The sequence below is a fragment of the Phormidesmis sp. 146-20 genome, from assembly GCF_052939475.1.
The window spans coordinates 37,796-54,862 of sequence record NZ_JBJPHT010000049.1; the positions used below are offsets into that span (position 1 = coordinate 37,796).

At 50.7% G+C, this 17,067-nt stretch carries 13 protein-coding genes; 7 read left to right on the forward strand and 6 right to left on the reverse strand.

The window, feature by feature from the left end:
• The first annotated feature begins 192 nt into the window (after positions 1–192).
• A complete protein-coding gene (locus tag ACKFKH_RS26865) occupies positions 193–2,361 on the forward strand; it encodes a cation:proton antiporter (protein ID WP_446861420.1) in 2,169 nt (722 codons plus the stop codon).
• 3 nt (positions 2,362–2,364) lie between these two features.
• Complete coding sequence (locus ACKFKH_RS26870) at positions 2,365–2,838, forward strand: hypothetical protein (RefSeq protein WP_446861421.1); 474 nt, start codon at positions 2,365–2,367, stop codon at positions 2,836–2,838.
• 100 nt (positions 2,839–2,938) lie between these two features.
• On the opposite strand, the gene ileS is transcribed toward ACKFKH_RS26870, so the two are convergent.
• Both ileS and ACKFKH_RS26880 read right to left on the reverse strand, forming a co-directional pair.
• Positions 2,939–5,809 (reverse strand): isoleucine--tRNA ligase, encoded by a 2,871-nt coding sequence (gene ileS / locus ACKFKH_RS26875; protein ID WP_446861422.1) that lies wholly within the window; start codon positions 5,807–5,809, stop codon positions 2,939–2,941.
• A gap of 95 nt (positions 5,810–5,904) precedes the next feature.
• Positions 5,905–7,107: a Ycf66 family protein gene (locus ACKFKH_RS26880; protein WP_446861423.1), complete on the reverse strand. Its 1,203-nt coding sequence runs from the start codon at positions 7,105–7,107 to the stop codon at positions 5,905–5,907.
• A 259-nt stretch (positions 7,108–7,366) separates the two neighbouring features.
• On the opposite strand from ACKFKH_RS26880, the gene ACKFKH_RS26885 reads away from it, so the two are divergent.
• The 3 genes from ACKFKH_RS26885 (at position 7,367) to ACKFKH_RS26895 (ending at position 10,781) form a co-directional block, all read left to right on the forward strand.
• Complete coding sequence (locus ACKFKH_RS26885; protein WP_446861424.1) at positions 7,367–8,329, forward strand: response regulator; 963 nt, start codon at positions 7,367–7,369, stop codon at positions 8,327–8,329.
• 313 nt (positions 8,330–8,642) lie between these two features.
• Positions 8,643–9,338, forward strand: coding sequence for a bifunctional demethylmenaquinone methyltransferase/2-methoxy-6-polyprenyl-1,4-benzoquinol methylase UbiE (gene ubiE / locus ACKFKH_RS26890; protein WP_446861425.1), 696 nt, complete (start codon positions 8,643–8,645; stop codon positions 9,336–9,338).
• A 213-nt stretch (positions 9,339–9,551) separates the two neighbouring features.
• Positions 9,552–10,781 (forward strand): DUF445 domain-containing protein, encoded by a 1,230-nt coding sequence (locus tag ACKFKH_RS26895; RefSeq protein ID WP_446861426.1) that lies wholly within the window; start codon positions 9,552–9,554, stop codon positions 10,779–10,781.
• A gap of 28 nt (positions 10,782–10,809) precedes the next feature.
• On the opposite strand, the gene hetR is transcribed toward ACKFKH_RS26895, so the two are convergent.
• From hetR to ACKFKH_RS26910, 3 genes are all read right to left on the reverse strand, one after another.
• On the reverse strand, positions 10,810–11,724 hold the full coding sequence (gene hetR / locus ACKFKH_RS26900; protein WP_446861427.1) for a heterocyst differentiation master regulator HetR: 915 nt from the start codon (positions 11,722–11,724) through the stop codon (positions 10,810–10,812).
• A 483-nt stretch (positions 11,725–12,207) separates the two neighbouring features.
• The gene (locus tag ACKFKH_RS26905; protein WP_446861428.1) at positions 12,208–12,414 is read right to left on the reverse strand and encodes a hypothetical protein; all 207 of its coding nucleotides are present in this window, start codon (positions 12,412–12,414) and stop codon (positions 12,208–12,210) included.
• A gap of 146 nt (positions 12,415–12,560) precedes the next feature.
• A complete protein-coding gene (locus ACKFKH_RS26910; RefSeq protein WP_446861429.1) occupies positions 12,561–14,525 on the reverse strand; it encodes an FAD-dependent oxidoreductase in 1,965 nt (654 codons plus the stop codon).
• Between the two features lie 75 nt (positions 14,526–14,600).
• Here ACKFKH_RS26910 and ACKFKH_RS26915 point away from each other — a divergent pair, with 75 nt between their 5' ends.
• The gene (locus tag ACKFKH_RS26915; protein WP_446861430.1) at positions 14,601–15,647 is read left to right on the forward strand and encodes a zinc-dependent dehydrogenase; all 1,047 of its coding nucleotides are present in this window, start codon (positions 14,601–14,603) and stop codon (positions 15,645–15,647) included.
• A 16-nt stretch (positions 15,648–15,663) separates the two neighbouring features.
• Here ACKFKH_RS26915 and ACKFKH_RS26920 read toward each other — a convergent pair whose 3' ends face one another.
• Entirely contained in the window at positions 15,664–16,359 is a 696-nt protein-coding gene (locus ACKFKH_RS26920) for a Mo-dependent nitrogenase C-terminal domain-containing protein (protein ID WP_446861431.1), read from the reverse strand.
• 222 nt (positions 16,360–16,581) lie between these two features.
• Here ACKFKH_RS26920 and ACKFKH_RS26925 point away from each other — a divergent pair, with 222 nt between their 5' ends.
• Positions 16,582–16,950, forward strand: a complete 369-nt coding sequence (locus tag ACKFKH_RS26925) for an EamA-like transporter family protein (protein ID WP_446861432.1) — start codon at positions 16,582–16,584, stop codon at positions 16,948–16,950.
• The last annotated feature ends 117 nt before the right edge of the window (positions 16,951–17,067 follow it).

Below are 17,067 nucleotides of genomic sequence, written 5' to 3' on the forward strand. Positions count from 1 at the left end.
AAAACCTCATCGAATTGACGTTGAATTAGAGATGTTGTCTTAAAGTCTTTCAGAAGTGAGGGTTGGAGGAGTGCTAAACAACGAAGTGAAAAAACTCGACCCCTTGCGGGTAACTCGAAGAGATCCAGCAGGCATTAACGCAAACTTCAAAGCTTCTAGCTCAAAACTCCCTCATTGTTTCAAGGTATGACCATGCACTTTGATGTCGTTGTCCAGGTTCTGATTCAAGTTCTGCTCGTGATTGGGCTGTCACGAATCGTGGGATTGGGGTTTCGACGAATCAAACAACCCCTGGTAATTGGTGAAATCGTAGCGGGAATTTTGCTCGGCCCGTCTTTGTTTGGCATGGTGGCTCCCGAAACAGCGGCGGCTGTCTTTCCTCCAGAGACGATCCCTTTTTTGGGGGTTTTGTCTCAAATTGGGCTGATCTTTTTTATGTTTCTCATCGGACTGGAACTCGACCCCAAATATCTCAAGAATGGGCTGAATACGGCGATTTTAGTTTCTCACGTCAGCATTTTGGTGCCCTTCTCACTCGGAACCATTCTCTCGCTGTTGCTTTATCCCCTGGTCTCCAGTGATGGGGTGTCGTTTACAGCTTTTGCGCTGTTTTTGGGGGCGGCGATGTCGATTACGGCGTTTCCGGTGCTGGCGCGGATTATTACAGAAAATAATTTGCAGAATAGTCGGCTAGGCGCGTTGGCGCTGGCTTGTGCGGCAGTAGATGATGTGACCGCGTGGTGTCTGCTGGCTCTGGCGATCGCCGTCACTCGCACCAACAGTATGATCGAAGCGCTACCCACAATTCTGGCATCGGTTGCCTATATTACCCTGATGGCGACAGTGGGGCGCAAACTACTGAAACACCTGGCAACCTATTACGATCGCGTCGGTAAGCTCAGTCAATCCGTTTTGGCATTCATTTACATGGGTGTTGTGGTGTCTGCGGTGACGACTGAGTTGATTGGAATTCACCTGATTTTTGGGGCGTTCTTGCTGGGGGCGGTGATGCCCAAAAACCCTGGACTGACGAGAGAATTGGCCCAAAAAACTGAGGATTTTGTACTCACATTCCTGCTCCCTATTTTCTTTGCCTATAGCGGCTTGAGAACTCAGATTGGGTTATTAAATCGTCCGATTCTCTGGGGGCTGTGTTTGCTGGTGGTGCTGGTGGCGATCGTTGGTAAGTATTTTGGCACCTATGTCGCAGCGCGGGTGTCTGGCATCGATAAACGAGATGCGTCCGCTTTGGGCTGGTTGATGAATACGCGCGGTCTGACCGAACTGATTGTCTTGAATATCGGTTTAAGTCTGGGTGTGATTTCGCCGTTGCTGTTTACGATACTGGTGATGATGGCGCTGGTGACAACCTTTATGACTTCGCCTCTCTTGGAGTGGACGTATCCCAAACAGCAGATTCGCAAGACGATCGTCAAGCCGATGGATGAAATTGAGCCGGGGTATCGAGTACTGGTGCCGATCGCCAATCCGAGTAGTCAGCGGGGCTTGATTCAGTTAGCGATGGCGCTCGCTTTTGGCAATATGCCGTCTCAACCGCGTCGGGCAGCGATCGTGTCTCCGTTGAGCTTTATCCAACTCGAAGAAGATTATGTCTACGAAAGCACCCCTGCTGAAGCCGATCGTCGTCTAGCCATTCGTCAGGGACAGTTGGATGATCTGGTGCAAAGCTTAGAACCTTCTGACCTGCAAAAGTTAGTCCGTCCGATTATTCAAGTGTCCAATGATGTCGCCAGAGCAACGGCTCAGATTGCAGTCCGGGATCAGGCGGATTTGGTGATTGTCGGCTGGCATCGTCCCGCCTTTAGCAGCAATCGACTAGGTGGGCGAGTTGGTCAGATTCTTAGTACGGCTCCGGTCGATGTGGCGGTGTATATCGATCGCCAAACCTCAAAACTGGAACGCCTGCTGCTACCCTATGTTGCCAATATTCACACTGATCTGGGGCTAGAACTGGCCGTGAGACTGCTGATCAACTGCCAAAACACAGATCTCACGATTCTTCGCGTCGCCTGTGACGATCAGCCTGTGAGCGAGTTTAGCTATGAGTTTCACAACCTGATGGCGCGGCTGCCCAATTCGGTGCGCGATCGTATTGCTACGCCAATTATTCAGGCAGACAGTCCGATTTTGGCCGTTGTGGACGCTTCTAAAATGGCAGACTTGACGATCGCGGGAGCCAGCCGAGAATGGGGACTCGATCGCCAAACCTTGGGACGCTACGCCGATGAGTTAGCGGTTCGCTGTCGGTCTTCTTTGGTGATCACTCGCCGCTATAGCCATGTTGCGTCTCACCTGACTTCGATTTTGACCAGCACCAGCCTTGAGTCGGGGAGGAATTAGCCGATGAATCTCAAGTCTTTGACGTTTTATGTGGGGTCGATCGGCATTGTGGTGGCCCTGTTTAGCTTCACGACTGCTTATGGAGAAGCCAATCTCAAAGCTTCTACCAAAATTGAAGGTCGCTATCGTATTCCAGCCCAAAATCTGCCTGGATGTTTGAAAGACGACGATCCGGTGGTTTTGATGATTCAGCAGTCGGGCGTTTATCTCAGTGCCTCACTTTTATCGAAGAATGAGACGAGTCAGACGATCACGGCAGCTAGAAAAAAACCTTCGCTGTCAGGCACCTGGGAGGAGCAAAAACTAGAATTGTCAGGTCTTCTCTCTTACTTGGATGACTGTCAAAAAGACGGTGAACGATCGCCAACGGTAAAAATTGAGGGCACCTTTTCGCAAAACAACCTGCGAGGAAAAATTCGATTAGATTCCTCGCTAACTGGGATCAATTTCACGGGCAAACGGGATTCAGACCAGTAGCGATCGTCCCTCACAATTAATCGGGATCAACGTCTTGGTCGGGGTAGATGACTTCGATGGGGGATTGCAAATGTGACTACGGCTAACTCCCTTTGAATGGTTAGAACTGTCCTTCTAAAGCCGGAATGCAGCGTTCGCAAAGTAGGGGGTGTTCGTGAGATTTGCCGACGTGAGTAGAATAATTCCAGCAGCGATCGCACTTCTCCCCGTCTGCGTCCACGACCCCAATCTCTAATGTCTCCGCTTGAGAACGATACTTTGAGCCAGCAAGTCGATCGGGCGCTCCCACCAATTCCACTTGAGATGTGAGAAACAGATAGCGCAATTCGTCTACACCATTGCCAGTCGGTGAGTTGAGGTGGGTGAGCGTCTGACGCAGTTGGGCATCGGGAACGTAGAGCAAAACTTTGGCTTCGAGGGAGGAACCGATCGCTTTTTCTGCCCGTGCTTTTTCCAAAACTTTGTTGACTTCGGCTCGAATTTGCCGCAGTGTCTCCCATTTTTCTGAAAGTTCTGGCACGTTCCATTCTTCTTCTAACGTCACCCAACCGGACTGAAACACCGATTTGTGAGGAGTCGAATAAGGCAGAGATTGCCAAATATCCTCCGCCATGTGACAAAGAACGGGCGCGATCGCTTTCGCCAAATTCTCTAGGGCGATCGCCAACACAGTTTGACAACTCCGACGACGAGACGCATTAACCGAACTGATATACAGCCGATCTTTAGCGACATCTAAATAAAAGTTGGACAAGTCCACCGCACAGAAATTTTGCACCGTTTGAAAGAAGCGGAAGAATTGAAAACTCTCAAAAGAGTCCTGAACTTCGGTAAACACTTCAGTGATGCGATGCAGCATGTAGCGATCGAGTTCTGGCAAGTTTTGATAAGAAACCGCGTGCTGTGTGGGATCAAAATCGTGCAGATTGCCCAGCAAAAATCTTGCCGTATTGCGGATCTTGCGATAGACATCCGACATTTGCTTGAGAATCGTTTTGCCGATCGGCACATCATTGGTGTAGTCCACCGACGAAACCCACAGCCGCAGAATGTCTGCTCCATAGGGTGGTTCTTGCTGTTGGTTTTTGCCGCCTTCGATCACAACCATCGGATCGACGACATTCCCCAATGATTTACTTTGCTTGCGTCCTTGTTCATCCAGCGTAAAGCCATGCGTTAGCACCGTCTTGTAGGGAGCTTGTCCGTGAACTGCAACACTGGTGAGTAAGCTTGATTGAAACCAACCCCGATGCTGATCAGAGCCTTCGAGATAGAGGTCAGCCGGATAGCGCAACGCCGATCGCGCCTCACAAACCGCCGCCCAAGACGAGCCAGAATCAAACCAGACATCCATCGTGTCCGTCCCTCTGCGGTAGGCTCTGCCGTGATACTTTTCGGGGAGCAATTCTTCAACAGAGAGTTCCCACCAGGCATCCGAGCCTTTTTCGGCGACGATCGCTTGCACATGGGCGATCGTTTCTGCGTTCATCAACGGTTGGCCACTTTCTTCGTCGTAAAACACAGGGATCGGAACGCCCCAACTGCGCTGCCGAGAAATGCACCAGTCCGATCGCTCCGCAACCATTGGCGTGATCCGATTTTCGCCCTGAGCCGGAATCCACCGAACGCTGGCGATCGCCTTCAATGCCTCATCCCGAAAGCCTTCTACCGAAGCAAACCACTGCTCAGTCGCCCGAAAGATCGTCGGCTTTTTGGTGCGCCAATCGTAGGGATATTTGTGAACGTAGGGTTCTTCTTTGAGCAGCGATCGTGCCTCCGCCAACGCTTGAATCACGGCTGTATTGCCCTCACCTAATACATTCAGTCCTGCAAACGGGCCGGCTTCTTCGGTAAAGTCGCCATTGTCATCCACCGGAGCCAGAATCGGCAACCCGTAACGCTGTCCCACCTGATAGTCTTCTTGACCGTGACCGGGAGCCGTATGAACTAAGCCAGTCCCCGCCTCCGTCGTCACATAGTCGCCGCCGATTACAATCTCGCTGATGCGATCGAATAAAGGATGGCGATACGTGGTGTGTTCTAATAACCGACCCATCATTGAGGCTTGAATGGTGAGCGACGTGCCCAGAATCTCAGAAAGGCGATCGACCAGATCCTTTGCCACAATCAGATATTTGAACTGGCTAACCGACCCGTCTCCCACCTCAACCACGGAGTAAACCAGATCAGGATTAACGCTCACCGCTAGATTGGCAGGAATTGTCCAAGGCGTGGTTGTCCAGATCGCCACACCCAATTCGCCCAAAAATGAATCAAGGGGCGCTTGCAACCCTGGCGATAAGTTTCGCACCTCAAAGGCTGCGTACAAACTGCGCGAGGTGTGGCCTTCGGGATACTCAAGTTCGGCTTCTGCGAGGGCGGTTTTAGAACTCGGACTCCAATGGACGGGCTTTAATCCTCGATAGATGTAGCCCTTCACGACCATTTCACCAAATACGCCAATCTGAGCCGCTTCATATTCTGGTTTGAGTGTCAGATAAGGATTTCTCCAGTCGCCCCATACGCCATATCGCTGGAAACTTTGACTTTGTTGGTCGATCGTCTTCAAGGCAAAGTCTTTGGCTTTTTGGCGCAGCGTGATCGGCGTAAGTTGGCGGCGCTCTTCGGGTTTGAGGGCTTGCAAAACTTTGAGTTCGATCGGCAACCCATGACAATCCCACCCTGGTACATAGCGCACCTTTCGCCCTTGCAGCAGTTGGTATTTATTGATTGTGTCTTTGAGAATCTTATTCATCGCGTGGCCGATATGCAGCGCCCCGTTCGCATAGGGCGGCCCATCGTGCAAAACAAACAACTCACCAGGATTATTTTGTGACAGCGTTTCATAAATTTGCTGCTCTGCCCAGAATGTTTGGAGTTCGGGTTCTCGCTTGACAGCATTCGCCCGCATGTCAAAAGCAGTTTTAGGCAAGTTAACGGTGTCTTTATAAGATCCTGGTTCTGTGGTCATTTTGGGGAGTGGGGTAAGAGAGGGACAGTCTTCTACATTGGCATACTACATTGTAATATACCTGTTACAAATCAGTGCAGTTTGGTCTAATCGGCTTAAGAAATGTCTTCGATTGTCTCCGGCGGGTCAGCAGGCAGATGTTTGGCTTCGGCATCGGCGATCGCGGCTTCTACGAGATCGGGGCGAGGCGGGCGCGGAGGAATGGGCGGCGGAACGATCTCTTCGTCTTCGCTGGCTTCAGAGTTATGGACTTCTGGCACTTCTTCTTCCAGGACATCTTCTTCCGAAACCTCTACGGGATTAGAAGTCTGTGTTGTCGGTTCTTCGTCGTCCGGAGGAGCATTATGAGGAGACAGGTCTAAATCGTTGCGGCTGGCTTCAAATTCGAGTTCTTCTTGCAGCAGTTCGTCAGCAGGCATCATCGAGTCGGAAGGCACATCCGTTACCCTTATCTTTGTCACCGTTGTTTCTGTCACCGTTGTTTCTGTCAGGGTCGTTTCTGTGATGGTTGGCTCGTCGATCGCAGCTTCCTCAACTGCCTCAATGGGTGCTGACTCCACGGGGATCGATTCAACCGTCTGCGCTGGCTCAGAATTGCTGACTTCAGGACTGTCTGCCTCAAAGTCAAACGCTTCTGCGTCTGCATCTTCGGCGACGGGTTCATCACGAAACTCTTTTCTGACATAGGTTGACGTGTTTTTCTTGGGCTTCTGAAAGGAGATGGCGATCGACTTCACACGTTCTGTAACAGTCGAAACGATGTTAGGTTTGTTTGCAGGAGTCTCCGCAGAAGGATCGTTTTTAGCCGCAAGGGGTGTTTTTTCAGCAGTCGTCTCAACGGTGACGGTTGGCTGACCAAAATCTTCTCGCTTAAGGGGCTGATAGGGTTTGACCGCAGGCGCTTCGGGAGCTTTTGACTGAGTGGTTGCGACGAGTCCCTGTGCCCAATCCTTGACGGTGTTGAATTGCTGCTTGAGTTTGGCAGTGATTTCGGGCGAAAGGACGCGACCCACCCCAGCCTGCAAATCAGTCGTAGAGGGCAACTCGCTTGACCGTCCCAATCGGGCATTAAACGCTTGCCAACCCAGCCAGCCAATCAGCGAAATACTGGCCATTTGGCCTAATAAAACGCCTCCAGTGATTCGTTCTGCACAAACCCATAGTACCCAGGCGTAAAATAATCCAATTCCGCTCCAGATCAAGTCTCCTTTGCGGTAGACCTGTGGATAAAAGAAGGCAGACAAGTAAAGGGCGAGACTGCCCAAACCCATTGCGAAAGCTAGAAGATACGTCAGCATATTGCCGCTCCCGACAAACTCCGAATATCTTAACTCTACCGCTTGAGGGCAGACCTGGAGAGACCGGAAATTGGCACCTGCTCGATCGCCGTTCTTCTCACCAGACTGTTAATAAAAGAATGAAACTGGCAAGACTAAGAGAATTCAAGCCGAATCCTTTGCCGAACGCCCAAACCGGGATTTCTGTAGCGCGACCCCTCGCGGGTAACTCAAAGAGATCGGCTGTCCCCAACCAGCTTTGCAAAGGAGTTAATCATTTATGGAACCTGTGATTCCAGCGCTCGATACAATTAGCCGACAGTTGATGAGCCTGGAACGCCCCAAAAAGGCCAAGATGCTCGTGGTAGACGACGAACCCGACAACCTTGATCTGCTCTATCGCACGTTCCGCCGAGACTTTCAGGTACTCAAAGCAGAAAGCGGCATTCAGGCGCTAAAAGTCTTATCTGAAGAGGGAGAAGTCGCCGTCATTATCTCTGACCAGCGAATGCCCGAGATGAAAGGAACAGAATTTCTCAGCCGCACAGTGCCTCAATTTCCCGATACGATGCGGATCATTTTGACCGGATTCACCGACGTTGAGGATCTCGTCGAAGCGATCAACTCCGGGCAGGTGTACAAATACATCACCAAACCCTGGGACCCTAACGAACTGAAAGCTGTCGTGCGACGGGCGGCTGAAACTTACGACTTGCTAAAGCAACGCACCGAAGAACTGCGGCGATCGCAAGCCCAAACTGCCCTCCTCTCGTCGATCGTCTCGGTCGCTCAAGAAGCCTCTAGCCTGGAGAAAAGTCTGGAACCGATCGCGATCGCCTTTGGCAAAAACTTTTATGCGGACGGATGTATCCTACAACTGGTTGAGAAAGAAAATTTAATTTCACCTCAAGGCACCTATCAGTCAACGTCTGTTTTAGAAAATTGGTTAGACATTGACCCGCTGGCAAAGGCGGCGATCGCTGCTCAAAAAATGCAGGTAGCGCTGAACGTTTCCACAGATGCCCGTCTCTCTGAGGTCGCACACTACACAGATTCTGGAATTCAGGCTCATTTGATTGTTCCGGTGACGCTGCGAGGGGAGGTGTTGGCCGTCCTTTCTCTGCAATGGAGACAGCCCTGTACCCTTAGAGAAGATGAGTTGTTGTTGCTGCATCTCTCTGCTCAACAAGTCTCATTAGCTTTGACTTGTAGCCGTTACGCTCCCGCCGTTGCCACCGTGTAGAGTCGGATGAACCGTCTAAACGCCTGAAGAGGTTTCTCGATCCCCGACTTCTCACAAAAGCTGGGGATTTGAAGATTTAAACCCCCTCATTGATGGGACACTGAATCCAACGTGAATTCGATGAGAGTGTCCGCTTCGGTTTATGAAGTTGGGTTGCTCCCTAAATCCCCTAAGCTTGAGGAACTTTGAACCGGAACGCTTATCTTAAAGTCCTCCAGAATTGAGGGGATGAGGGGCAAAAGCGCCAAACATCGAAGCGAAAAAACGTTGTCGAACTGACGTTAAATCCAAAATCGCTACGCCAAAACTTCGGATGAACTCTGACCAAATTCAAGCCCTGTTCGATCGCATCGCGCCTGTATACGACGAACTCAACACCGTCCTTAGCCTGGGACAACACCGCATCTGGAAACAAATGACCGTCAAATGGAGCGGTGCAAAACAGGGAGACATCTGCCTTGATCTCTGCTGTGGCAGCGGTGACATCGCCCAAATGCTCGCCGAAAAAGTAGGCAAAACGGGACAGGTTTACGGCGTTGATTTCTCTGCGGCTCAGTTAGAAGTGGCTCGCGATCGCGCCGATCGCCGCTGTTTGAAACCACCCATTCATTGGGTCGAGTCTGATGTGTTGAGTTTGCCCTTTGAGGATGGTCAATTTGACTGTGCCACGATGGGATACGGGCTACGCAACGTTCTCGATATTTTGCAAAGCTTGAAGGAAATTCATCGCGTTCTCAAACCAGGAGCCACCGCCGCCATTCTCGACATGCACCGACCCGACCATCCGTGGGTGAGAAGCTTTCAGCAGTGGTATCTCGATGAAGTGGTCGTCCCGGCGGCTCAACGATTTGGCTTCACTGAAGAGTATGCCTACATTGCGCCCAGCCTCGACAAATTTCCGACGGGCCCAGAACAGGTCAGCCTTGCGCGTCAAGCAGGTTTTACGATCGCCACACACTATCTGATCGCGGGCGGTACGATGGGAGTGTTAGCCCTTAAGAAGGGATGAGGGATGTAACTCAAAATTCTTAAAATTCGCTCCTGACGAACACGTTAGCGGTTTTAATCAGCGTCGTTGAAATCCAACCTCTACAGAAATCTCGGAGATCTCGATCGTGATTTCTCTTAAAGAGATCCGCGTTTAATCCCTCATCCCTCATTCCTCATTCCTCATCCCTCATTCCTCATCTCTCCCCCTACCTCCCTCATCCCTCCCTAACCTGTGGATCTCTCAAACCTCTGGCTCATCATTAGTCCCCCTGTGGTCGGTGGAATTATTGGATATTTCACCAACGATGTGGCGATCAAGATGTTGTTTCGCCCTTATCGGACTCTTTACATTGGCGGCAAGCGGGTTCCGTTTACCCCTGGTCTGATTCCTCGTAACCAGGAGCGACTGGCCAAGCGTATTTCTGACACGATCATGGGGTCGCTGCTCACGCCCGAAGAACTGCAAAAATTGGCGAGACGGCTGCTCAAAACTGAACGAGTCGAGTCAGCTTTGCTGTGGCTTTTAAAACTGGCGCTGGATCAAATTCAATCCGGCAAGGAACAGAAAACCGCCAAGATTTTGGCAAATATTTTGCGAGATTTGTTTAGTCAATCGTTGCCGCGACTGCTGAAGGTGTTGGCTCGACGAGATGACTTTCTCGAAGATCAGCTCAATCAGATTTTTGATCAAATTGTTTTAGAGTTTCAGTTGAGTGATGAGCAAGCGGATAAGTTGGCCGATTGGCTGCTACAGGTCGTTTTGCCGCCCGATCGCATTCGTCTAACCTTGATCGACTTTTTGACCGATCGCAATATTCAGGTAATTGACGAAGGCTTTCGCGAAAAAACCAGCGGCACGTATTGGGTCGTAGCCAATCTGTTTGGGGTACGAAATTCTCTGACTCGTCTGCGTACCTTTTGTTTGGATGAGCGAGAGGCTTGCAATACGGTTTTGGCAGAGTTGGTGTTTTCATTAGGAGTCAAGCAGCGATCGAAGGAATGGCTGCAAAATCTCTCTTTACAAAATTTGCCCGTTTCGACTGTGCGCCAGCTTCGCAAAACAATGCGCGAAAGTGTCCGAGTGTATCTACAGGATCGTGGCTCAGAAGTGCTGCAAGGCTTGAGCGCGTCGGTAGATTGGGAAAATGTGGCTGACGTAATTTTGACTCGTCTCCAAACCTCAGAGGCGGTGAGCAGTTCTCTGGGATTAATCAGTCAGGAACTCGCCTTAATTTTGGAACGCTATCTAGAGCGGGATTTGGAGAAAATTGTCGAGCAGGCTATCCCAATTTTGAATATTGATCAGGTAATTATCGATCGCGTCAAAGCGACTTCGCCCGCAGATTTAGAAAATGCCATCAATGGGATCGTGAAGAGTGAACTGCAAGCGATCGTCAATCTGGGCGGCATTTTAGGACTGGCGATCGGACTGCTCCAATCTGCTTCTCTCTTACTTCGCTGACGACTTATATCTTTAAAGACTGGATTTTTTAAGACTGATCGACCGGGCCAATGACCATTTGCACGACGAAAGGCTTGCCACCATCCTGATGATAACGATCGGCCCAGGCGCGAATCACCTCATCTAGTTCTTCAAGCGCTCGATCGAGGCGATCGACCGGAATATCCAACTCTTCTAACACCCGCATGACTCGATGCTGGCGATTGGCCCAATCTTGCATCAGCCGAAAAAAGCGAGCCGTGTCTTCGACCATCACATAGGTGCGTTCTTCCTGATCTTCGGGAGAGTAGGAGGCGCGAGTCAGGGCGTAGAAAGGCATTCCCCAGGGGGAGTCGATGCGAGTGACCGTGCCTGAGTAGAGCAGGCGGCGTTTGATATGTTCTGCAAGCGCTTCGCTGAGGGGCATTTGCTGATCGGTGGGCAACTCTTCTTGCGATCGCCCATGCAAAAATTCAATCAAATCCAGAAATTGAAAGGAATTAACCAGTTGAGCATCGGGCAGATTTGGAGGAAGCTTTTGCTCAATGTGGCGCTTTTCTTCAGACGTAAGGCTGGTTCCAGGGACGCGCGATCGCCCCGGTTGCCAGGGATACTGTTCTAGCCAGACGTAGGGGAGTTGAATCAGATAGCGCGGCTCTTGCGAACCCAGCATTTTGAGCAGCTTGCCTTCGGTGAGGGCCTGTCTGACTTCTTCGACGATCGTTTTGACACGCTTTGGCTCAATGTGGTGAAGATGCCCTGTCATACGCAGGTTGCCATCTTGCTCCAGGTAGGTCATGTAAATGGCACATTTAGCGGCTGTGGCGGCCGCATCCAAAAACGCCCCGTGTCGATGTCCACTGGTTCGCATGGCACTGAAGGCGAGATAGAGCATGATCTGATCCATAGCACTGGGGCTAAGGAGCTTGATCAGATCGAGATCGTTTGTCATATTCAGGAACATTTATGGAAGAGTAAATACAGAATTGCTCTGAAAATTTACTGAGCCTGTTATTGGGGATACTGCTTTTTGCCGAGGGCTAAACAGTTGGCTCAGGGCAGTCAGAGATAGCAAAGCTAGCTTATCTGGGTCGTTTGCTCACAATTTTATCCCTAATCAATGTTATTAAATACGCTTTATGTAAAGTTCCCGATTTGATGAAGAATCAACCGAAAGCTACCCAAAAGGCAAAATGGAAGCGAACCTAGTTGATCAGGTGCTTCCACTGCCAGACAGCAAATTTTGAGCAAGAAATCCTGATGAGGGATTAGTTAGAAGGAACAGGCTCTTGAGCAGATGGTCTAGACGATCCTGAAGAGGTTGTGTTTTGGCAGTGAATTGAAAGGAGTCTCTCAAGTCTCAACCTGGAGAAATTGGGGGCTACTTGCTCCTGAGTTGAATGAGCTAATGATCGAGGGCGATCGATCTTCAGCCACAAGAGAATCGTTAAGCCAGCCTCACACTTTTGAGATTGAAATTGTTTTCTAGCCGACCGCTTCCTCGATGACAGAGCGGGCTGTTGTTGGAGGCAGGGCAGACACGAGCAGGAGCGCTGGCGATCGGGGTTCCCAATAATTGAGACTTGACCTGGTGAAGACCGATCGCAGCGGATGTAAGCAATAGACTGACCATCACAGAAGTTTGAAGGCGCATAAGAGTGAATCTGTTTCGGTGTACCTACTGCCAAATACAGACCCTCTACTGAGGCATCAGGACAAATCTATGTAGCCTTTATAAATTCAGTGGTCTTGCGTAAACGAAGTTGGACGGTGTGTATTTACCCCTCTGTGACAGGAGAATTACGTAAGGGCTTCCACGAGTAGCCAGCTCTCAGTGTAATTTAGTTTACCCAAAGTTCTAAGTGTTTTCCCCGAAGTGAAATCGCTGAGTTGGCGATCGATCTCCGCATCCAATGTCACCAATTTCCAGGACTTGCTCGATTCGGGGGGATCTAGGGTCAGCGTGTAATCCTGTTCGGCGTGGCGATGGAAGATGCCTGAGAAGGGTAAGGTGTGAGGCGTGAGGCGTGAGGTATGGGGCGCGACTCCTTGCGGGTAGCTCAAAGCAATCGGGCAATAGCCAGTATTGGCATAGGATTCGGGAAAATCGAGGTAGTAGCGCTGCCACTTGAGCCAGTCGGGATGGTCGGGGGGCAGGTTGAAGAGAGGAACGACGGCGGCAGGGGCGATCGGGTCTTGTAGTAAGGCTTCCTGGAGCGATCGCACGGGGAGTTCTCTGGGCTGACAATTTTGTTCAATGCACAAAGCGGCCGCCATTCCTGCGGCTTGCCCGATCGCCAATACGATCGGCTGAAGGCGAGTGGCTCCGTTGGCGATATGCGAGACAGAAATGTTTTTTTCGCAAACTAGCAGTCCGTCTATCGTTTCGGGAACGAGACAGCCGTAAGGAAGCGTGAAGGGAGTGCCCGTCCAGCGACCGCCCCAGCGAATCGATTTAGGGGCGAGGGGAATGTCACCACTGGGATAGTGATGGTCATTGGCATAATTGCCGATCGCGATCGCCTGACACACATTTTCGGCAAATTCACAGCCTTGAGCGATCGTGACCAGAGGCAAGGGGGCGACCTGTCCCTTGGGCAAAATATCCTGTTCGCGCACGGTCACCAATCCGATGAGCCGTCTGCCTTCGCGGTAGTAGGGATGCAGGGCGTAGGCTCCGCTTGGTGAGGAGGGAGGAGGGAGGAGGGAGGAGGGAGGAGGGAAGAGGGAAGAGGGAGGGGTGCGATCTTCTCCTTTGGGGGCGTGAGGGAAGATGTTTTCGGCGAGGCCGTAGTGCTGACCTAATTGAGATTGGATGAAGTGGGCAAAGCCTTGGGTGTGCCAGAGGGCTTCTTGGTGAAACTGTAATCGTTCCTCTGTGCTGCCAATCAGTCTCTCTACGCCTTCGCCATAATCGTTGCCGCGAATTGGCCAGTTGATCATGAAGCGATCGCCCGGTAGCCGTCCGTAGTTCAAAAAGCTTTCGGCTCCATGATTGTCCCAGGCTCCCACAAATTTTTCTGGATTGTAGTGGGGCGGCGGTGGAATTTTGGGAGCGGCTTTGGCAAATTTTTGTAAAACGACGACCCAGGTAGGCGCTTGAATTGGATACCGCTGAGTGAGGGCATTGGGCGCAACCCCTAGCGGGTAACTCGACGCGACCCCTTGCGGGTAACTCGAAGAGATCGGCGCACTTGGTTCTTCCCATTCTGACTGCAACTCCCACCCCCAGCGATGCGGCACTTCTCCCAAAGCCAGCAAATCACCCAGCTCAGTGCCGTCGAGAACGATTTTGGCAAAAATGGTTAAATTCTCAAACCGGATGCCTGTGATGCGATTTGCTTCAGCAGATATCTCTTTGAGACCGGGTTCAGCAGATGTCTCTTTGAGATTGCCCTGGCGCAAGACTTCCAGCGGCACCTGTCCTGAAATCCACTGTAGATTCGGCAGTTCGGACACCCAATCTGAGAAGATCTGTGCGCCAATTTGAGGATCGTAGGTGAAAAAACTCACCCAGGCGTTGTCCAATCCTTCGGGCTGTCGCTGCCGTAATTCCTGCAAAAATGCGCCCCAGATTCCCGTTTGAAAGGCTAACAATTCGTTGCCGTCGGGAGCCGTCACGCCAGCGCTGGTGAGCATTCCTCCTAGCCAGCAAAACTCGCTCACCAAAATCGTCTTTGCGCCTCGTCGAGCAGATTGGATGGCGGCGGCCGTTCCTCCGGTTCCTCCTCCGACGATGAGAACCTCAGTTTCTAAAATTTGCATTCAGCGCCAAAACTCAAAACTTTATCAATTGCTAATGGTACAGTCACAATCGAAGGGTTTTGAAGGAATCGATCGATGAAGGCACAGGTGTTTCGTGGGGTTGACCAACTGAGTTACGAAGAAGTGCCGCTGCCCGAAGTTGGGGCGGATGAGGTGCTGGTGCAGGTGCGGGTTGTCGGTCTGTGTCAGTCAGATATCAAGAAAATTAAGTATCCGCTCTATGAGCCGCCGCGAATTTTTGGGCATGAAACGGCTGGAACGATCGCCGCCCTCGGTTCCGATATTCAGAAATGGCAAACGGGCGATCGGGTTGTGGTGCTTCATCACATTCCCTGTATGCACTGCGCCTATTGTCTGAATGAAAATTTCTCAATGTGCGATGTGTACAAAAATATCACCACAACGGCGGGGTTTGCTCCCAGTGGGGGCGGGTTTGCAGAATACGTCAAGGTTCCGGGTCACATTGTTCGGAATGGGGGACTGATTGAGATTCCTGATGACATCACGTTTGAGCAGGCCAGCTTTGTCGAGCCGACCAATTGTTGCTTAAAAGCGGTGAAAAAAGCGCAAATTTCTCCCGGTCAAACGGTTCTGATTACGGGGGCGGGGCCGATCGGACTCATGTTCATCATGTTGGTGAAGTATTTTGGGGCAAGGGCGATCGTTACAGATTTGATGCCGTCTCGCATTGAGAAAGCCTTGAGCGTAGGGGCGGATGCGGCGTTTGATGCTCGTGATGCTGACTTGCCCAACAAAGTGCAGGCGCTGACTCAAGGAATGGGCGTTGACACGAGTCTGCTGGCGGTTTCTAGCGATAAGGCGTTTTTTCAAGCGTTAGACTGCACTCGCAAAGGTGGCAAGATTCTCTTCTTTGCTGAGTTTCCCGATGAAGTTGAGATTCCGATCAATCCCAATGTTCTCTATCGGCGAGAGATTGATTTGATGGGCAGCTACAGTTCTTCGTATCGCGTTCAAGCATTGGCGGCAGATATTGTATTTAACCGTCGCATTGATGTGGATGCTTTGGTGAGCGATCGCTACCCCCTCAAGGATTTATCGCAAGCAGTCGATCGAGCCGTCAAGCCCACGCCAGAAACCTACAAAATTTTGATCTATCCCTAAGCGATCGCACGTTTGATTAGCAATACTCTGCAACATCTTCGCCGCAGTCATCTGCCAAATAGGAGAGCGATCGAAACCGCAGTCCGACGAGTTGTTCGTAAAGTGGATTGAGCTTGCACAACGGGGGAATGTGGACGATTTTGTGACCAAAGAGCTTGATGTCTCGCTCAAAGGGACACTGCGGCGGAATCATCTTGCACAAAAAGTGAGCCACCTTGGGATCATGAATCTCCATATTGTCTAACCACGCTCTCAAGGGATCGAGCAAGTCATCCGGGTGAGAAGCGCCTACTTGTGGCTGAGTTGAAGCGATCGCGGCTTGAGGTTCAGATTGGGGAGGGGTGCGGTCGTTTAGAGTCAGCCGCAGGGTTTCTAAAATCTCAGTTGGGTACTGCAACGCCTGACAAAATTGATGCAGCAGATCATCTTCTTTAGAGGTGTAGGAGCCATCCGCCAGAGACACCATCACCGCCGTTCTGAGAAAATTTTCTGCCATTTTGGGGTCTTGTCCAAAGGCTGTAGACAACTCCTCTGACGTGACGGGCTGAAAGGCTCTTGCGTCTTCTTCGATCGTCAACTCGTGGTGAGTGATCGACGCAACTAGACACTGTTCTGCTTGGTCAAAATCGCCATCTGCCCAGGCCAAACTCAGCAAAGCGCGTAACCAAACGGAAATTTGTGTGTCAGTGCAAAAAGCGGAAGTTTTTTCCATGTCTGTGAGCATCCTCACGCTTCGGGGTCTTTTTAAGGGATATCATAATTTGCCTGATTCATTTCTAAACTAGTTGTAGTCTGGAAAACTAGAACCTTTTGATCTGGTGAGAGTTGCTTATTTCAACGGTTTAGAAATGTTATACCGTTACTATGATTGGCAGCTTGAACCTCTGAAGTGGGTTTGTTTGGGGCTAGATAGACTTTACCTAAAGGATAACTTGTGGGTTTTCAAGAATTTCTTGTGTTTTTGCTGTCGATCGCCGCAGGCACGGGCGGACAGTTTTTTCTCAAAACGGGTGCCCTAAAGCTAGGTCGCGTCAGTTCTGGAAATTTCTTGAGTCATGTGCTGGGGATTGCGACCACGCCAGAATTGGTGATTGGGTTGTTTTTTTATGCGATCGGGGCTATTCTCTACATTCTGCTGTTGACTCGTGTAAAGCTGAGTGTCCTTGGCCCGGCGGTGGCGTTGCAATACGTGTTTGCGGTGCTGATGGGCAAGTTTATTTTTGGGGAGTCGATTCCCATCAATCGTCTGGCTGGAATGGGTTTAATTATCGGTGGCGTGATTTTGCTCATTTCAAGAGATTGATTCCGGGTTTGTAGCATTGGGTTGCTTCAGAATTTTTGCTTCGTTGTTCAGGAGAAAGTCGAGCTAAGGGACTTGCCAAGAAATAGAATCCCGGTCATTCTAGGGGAGAAGAGTTCC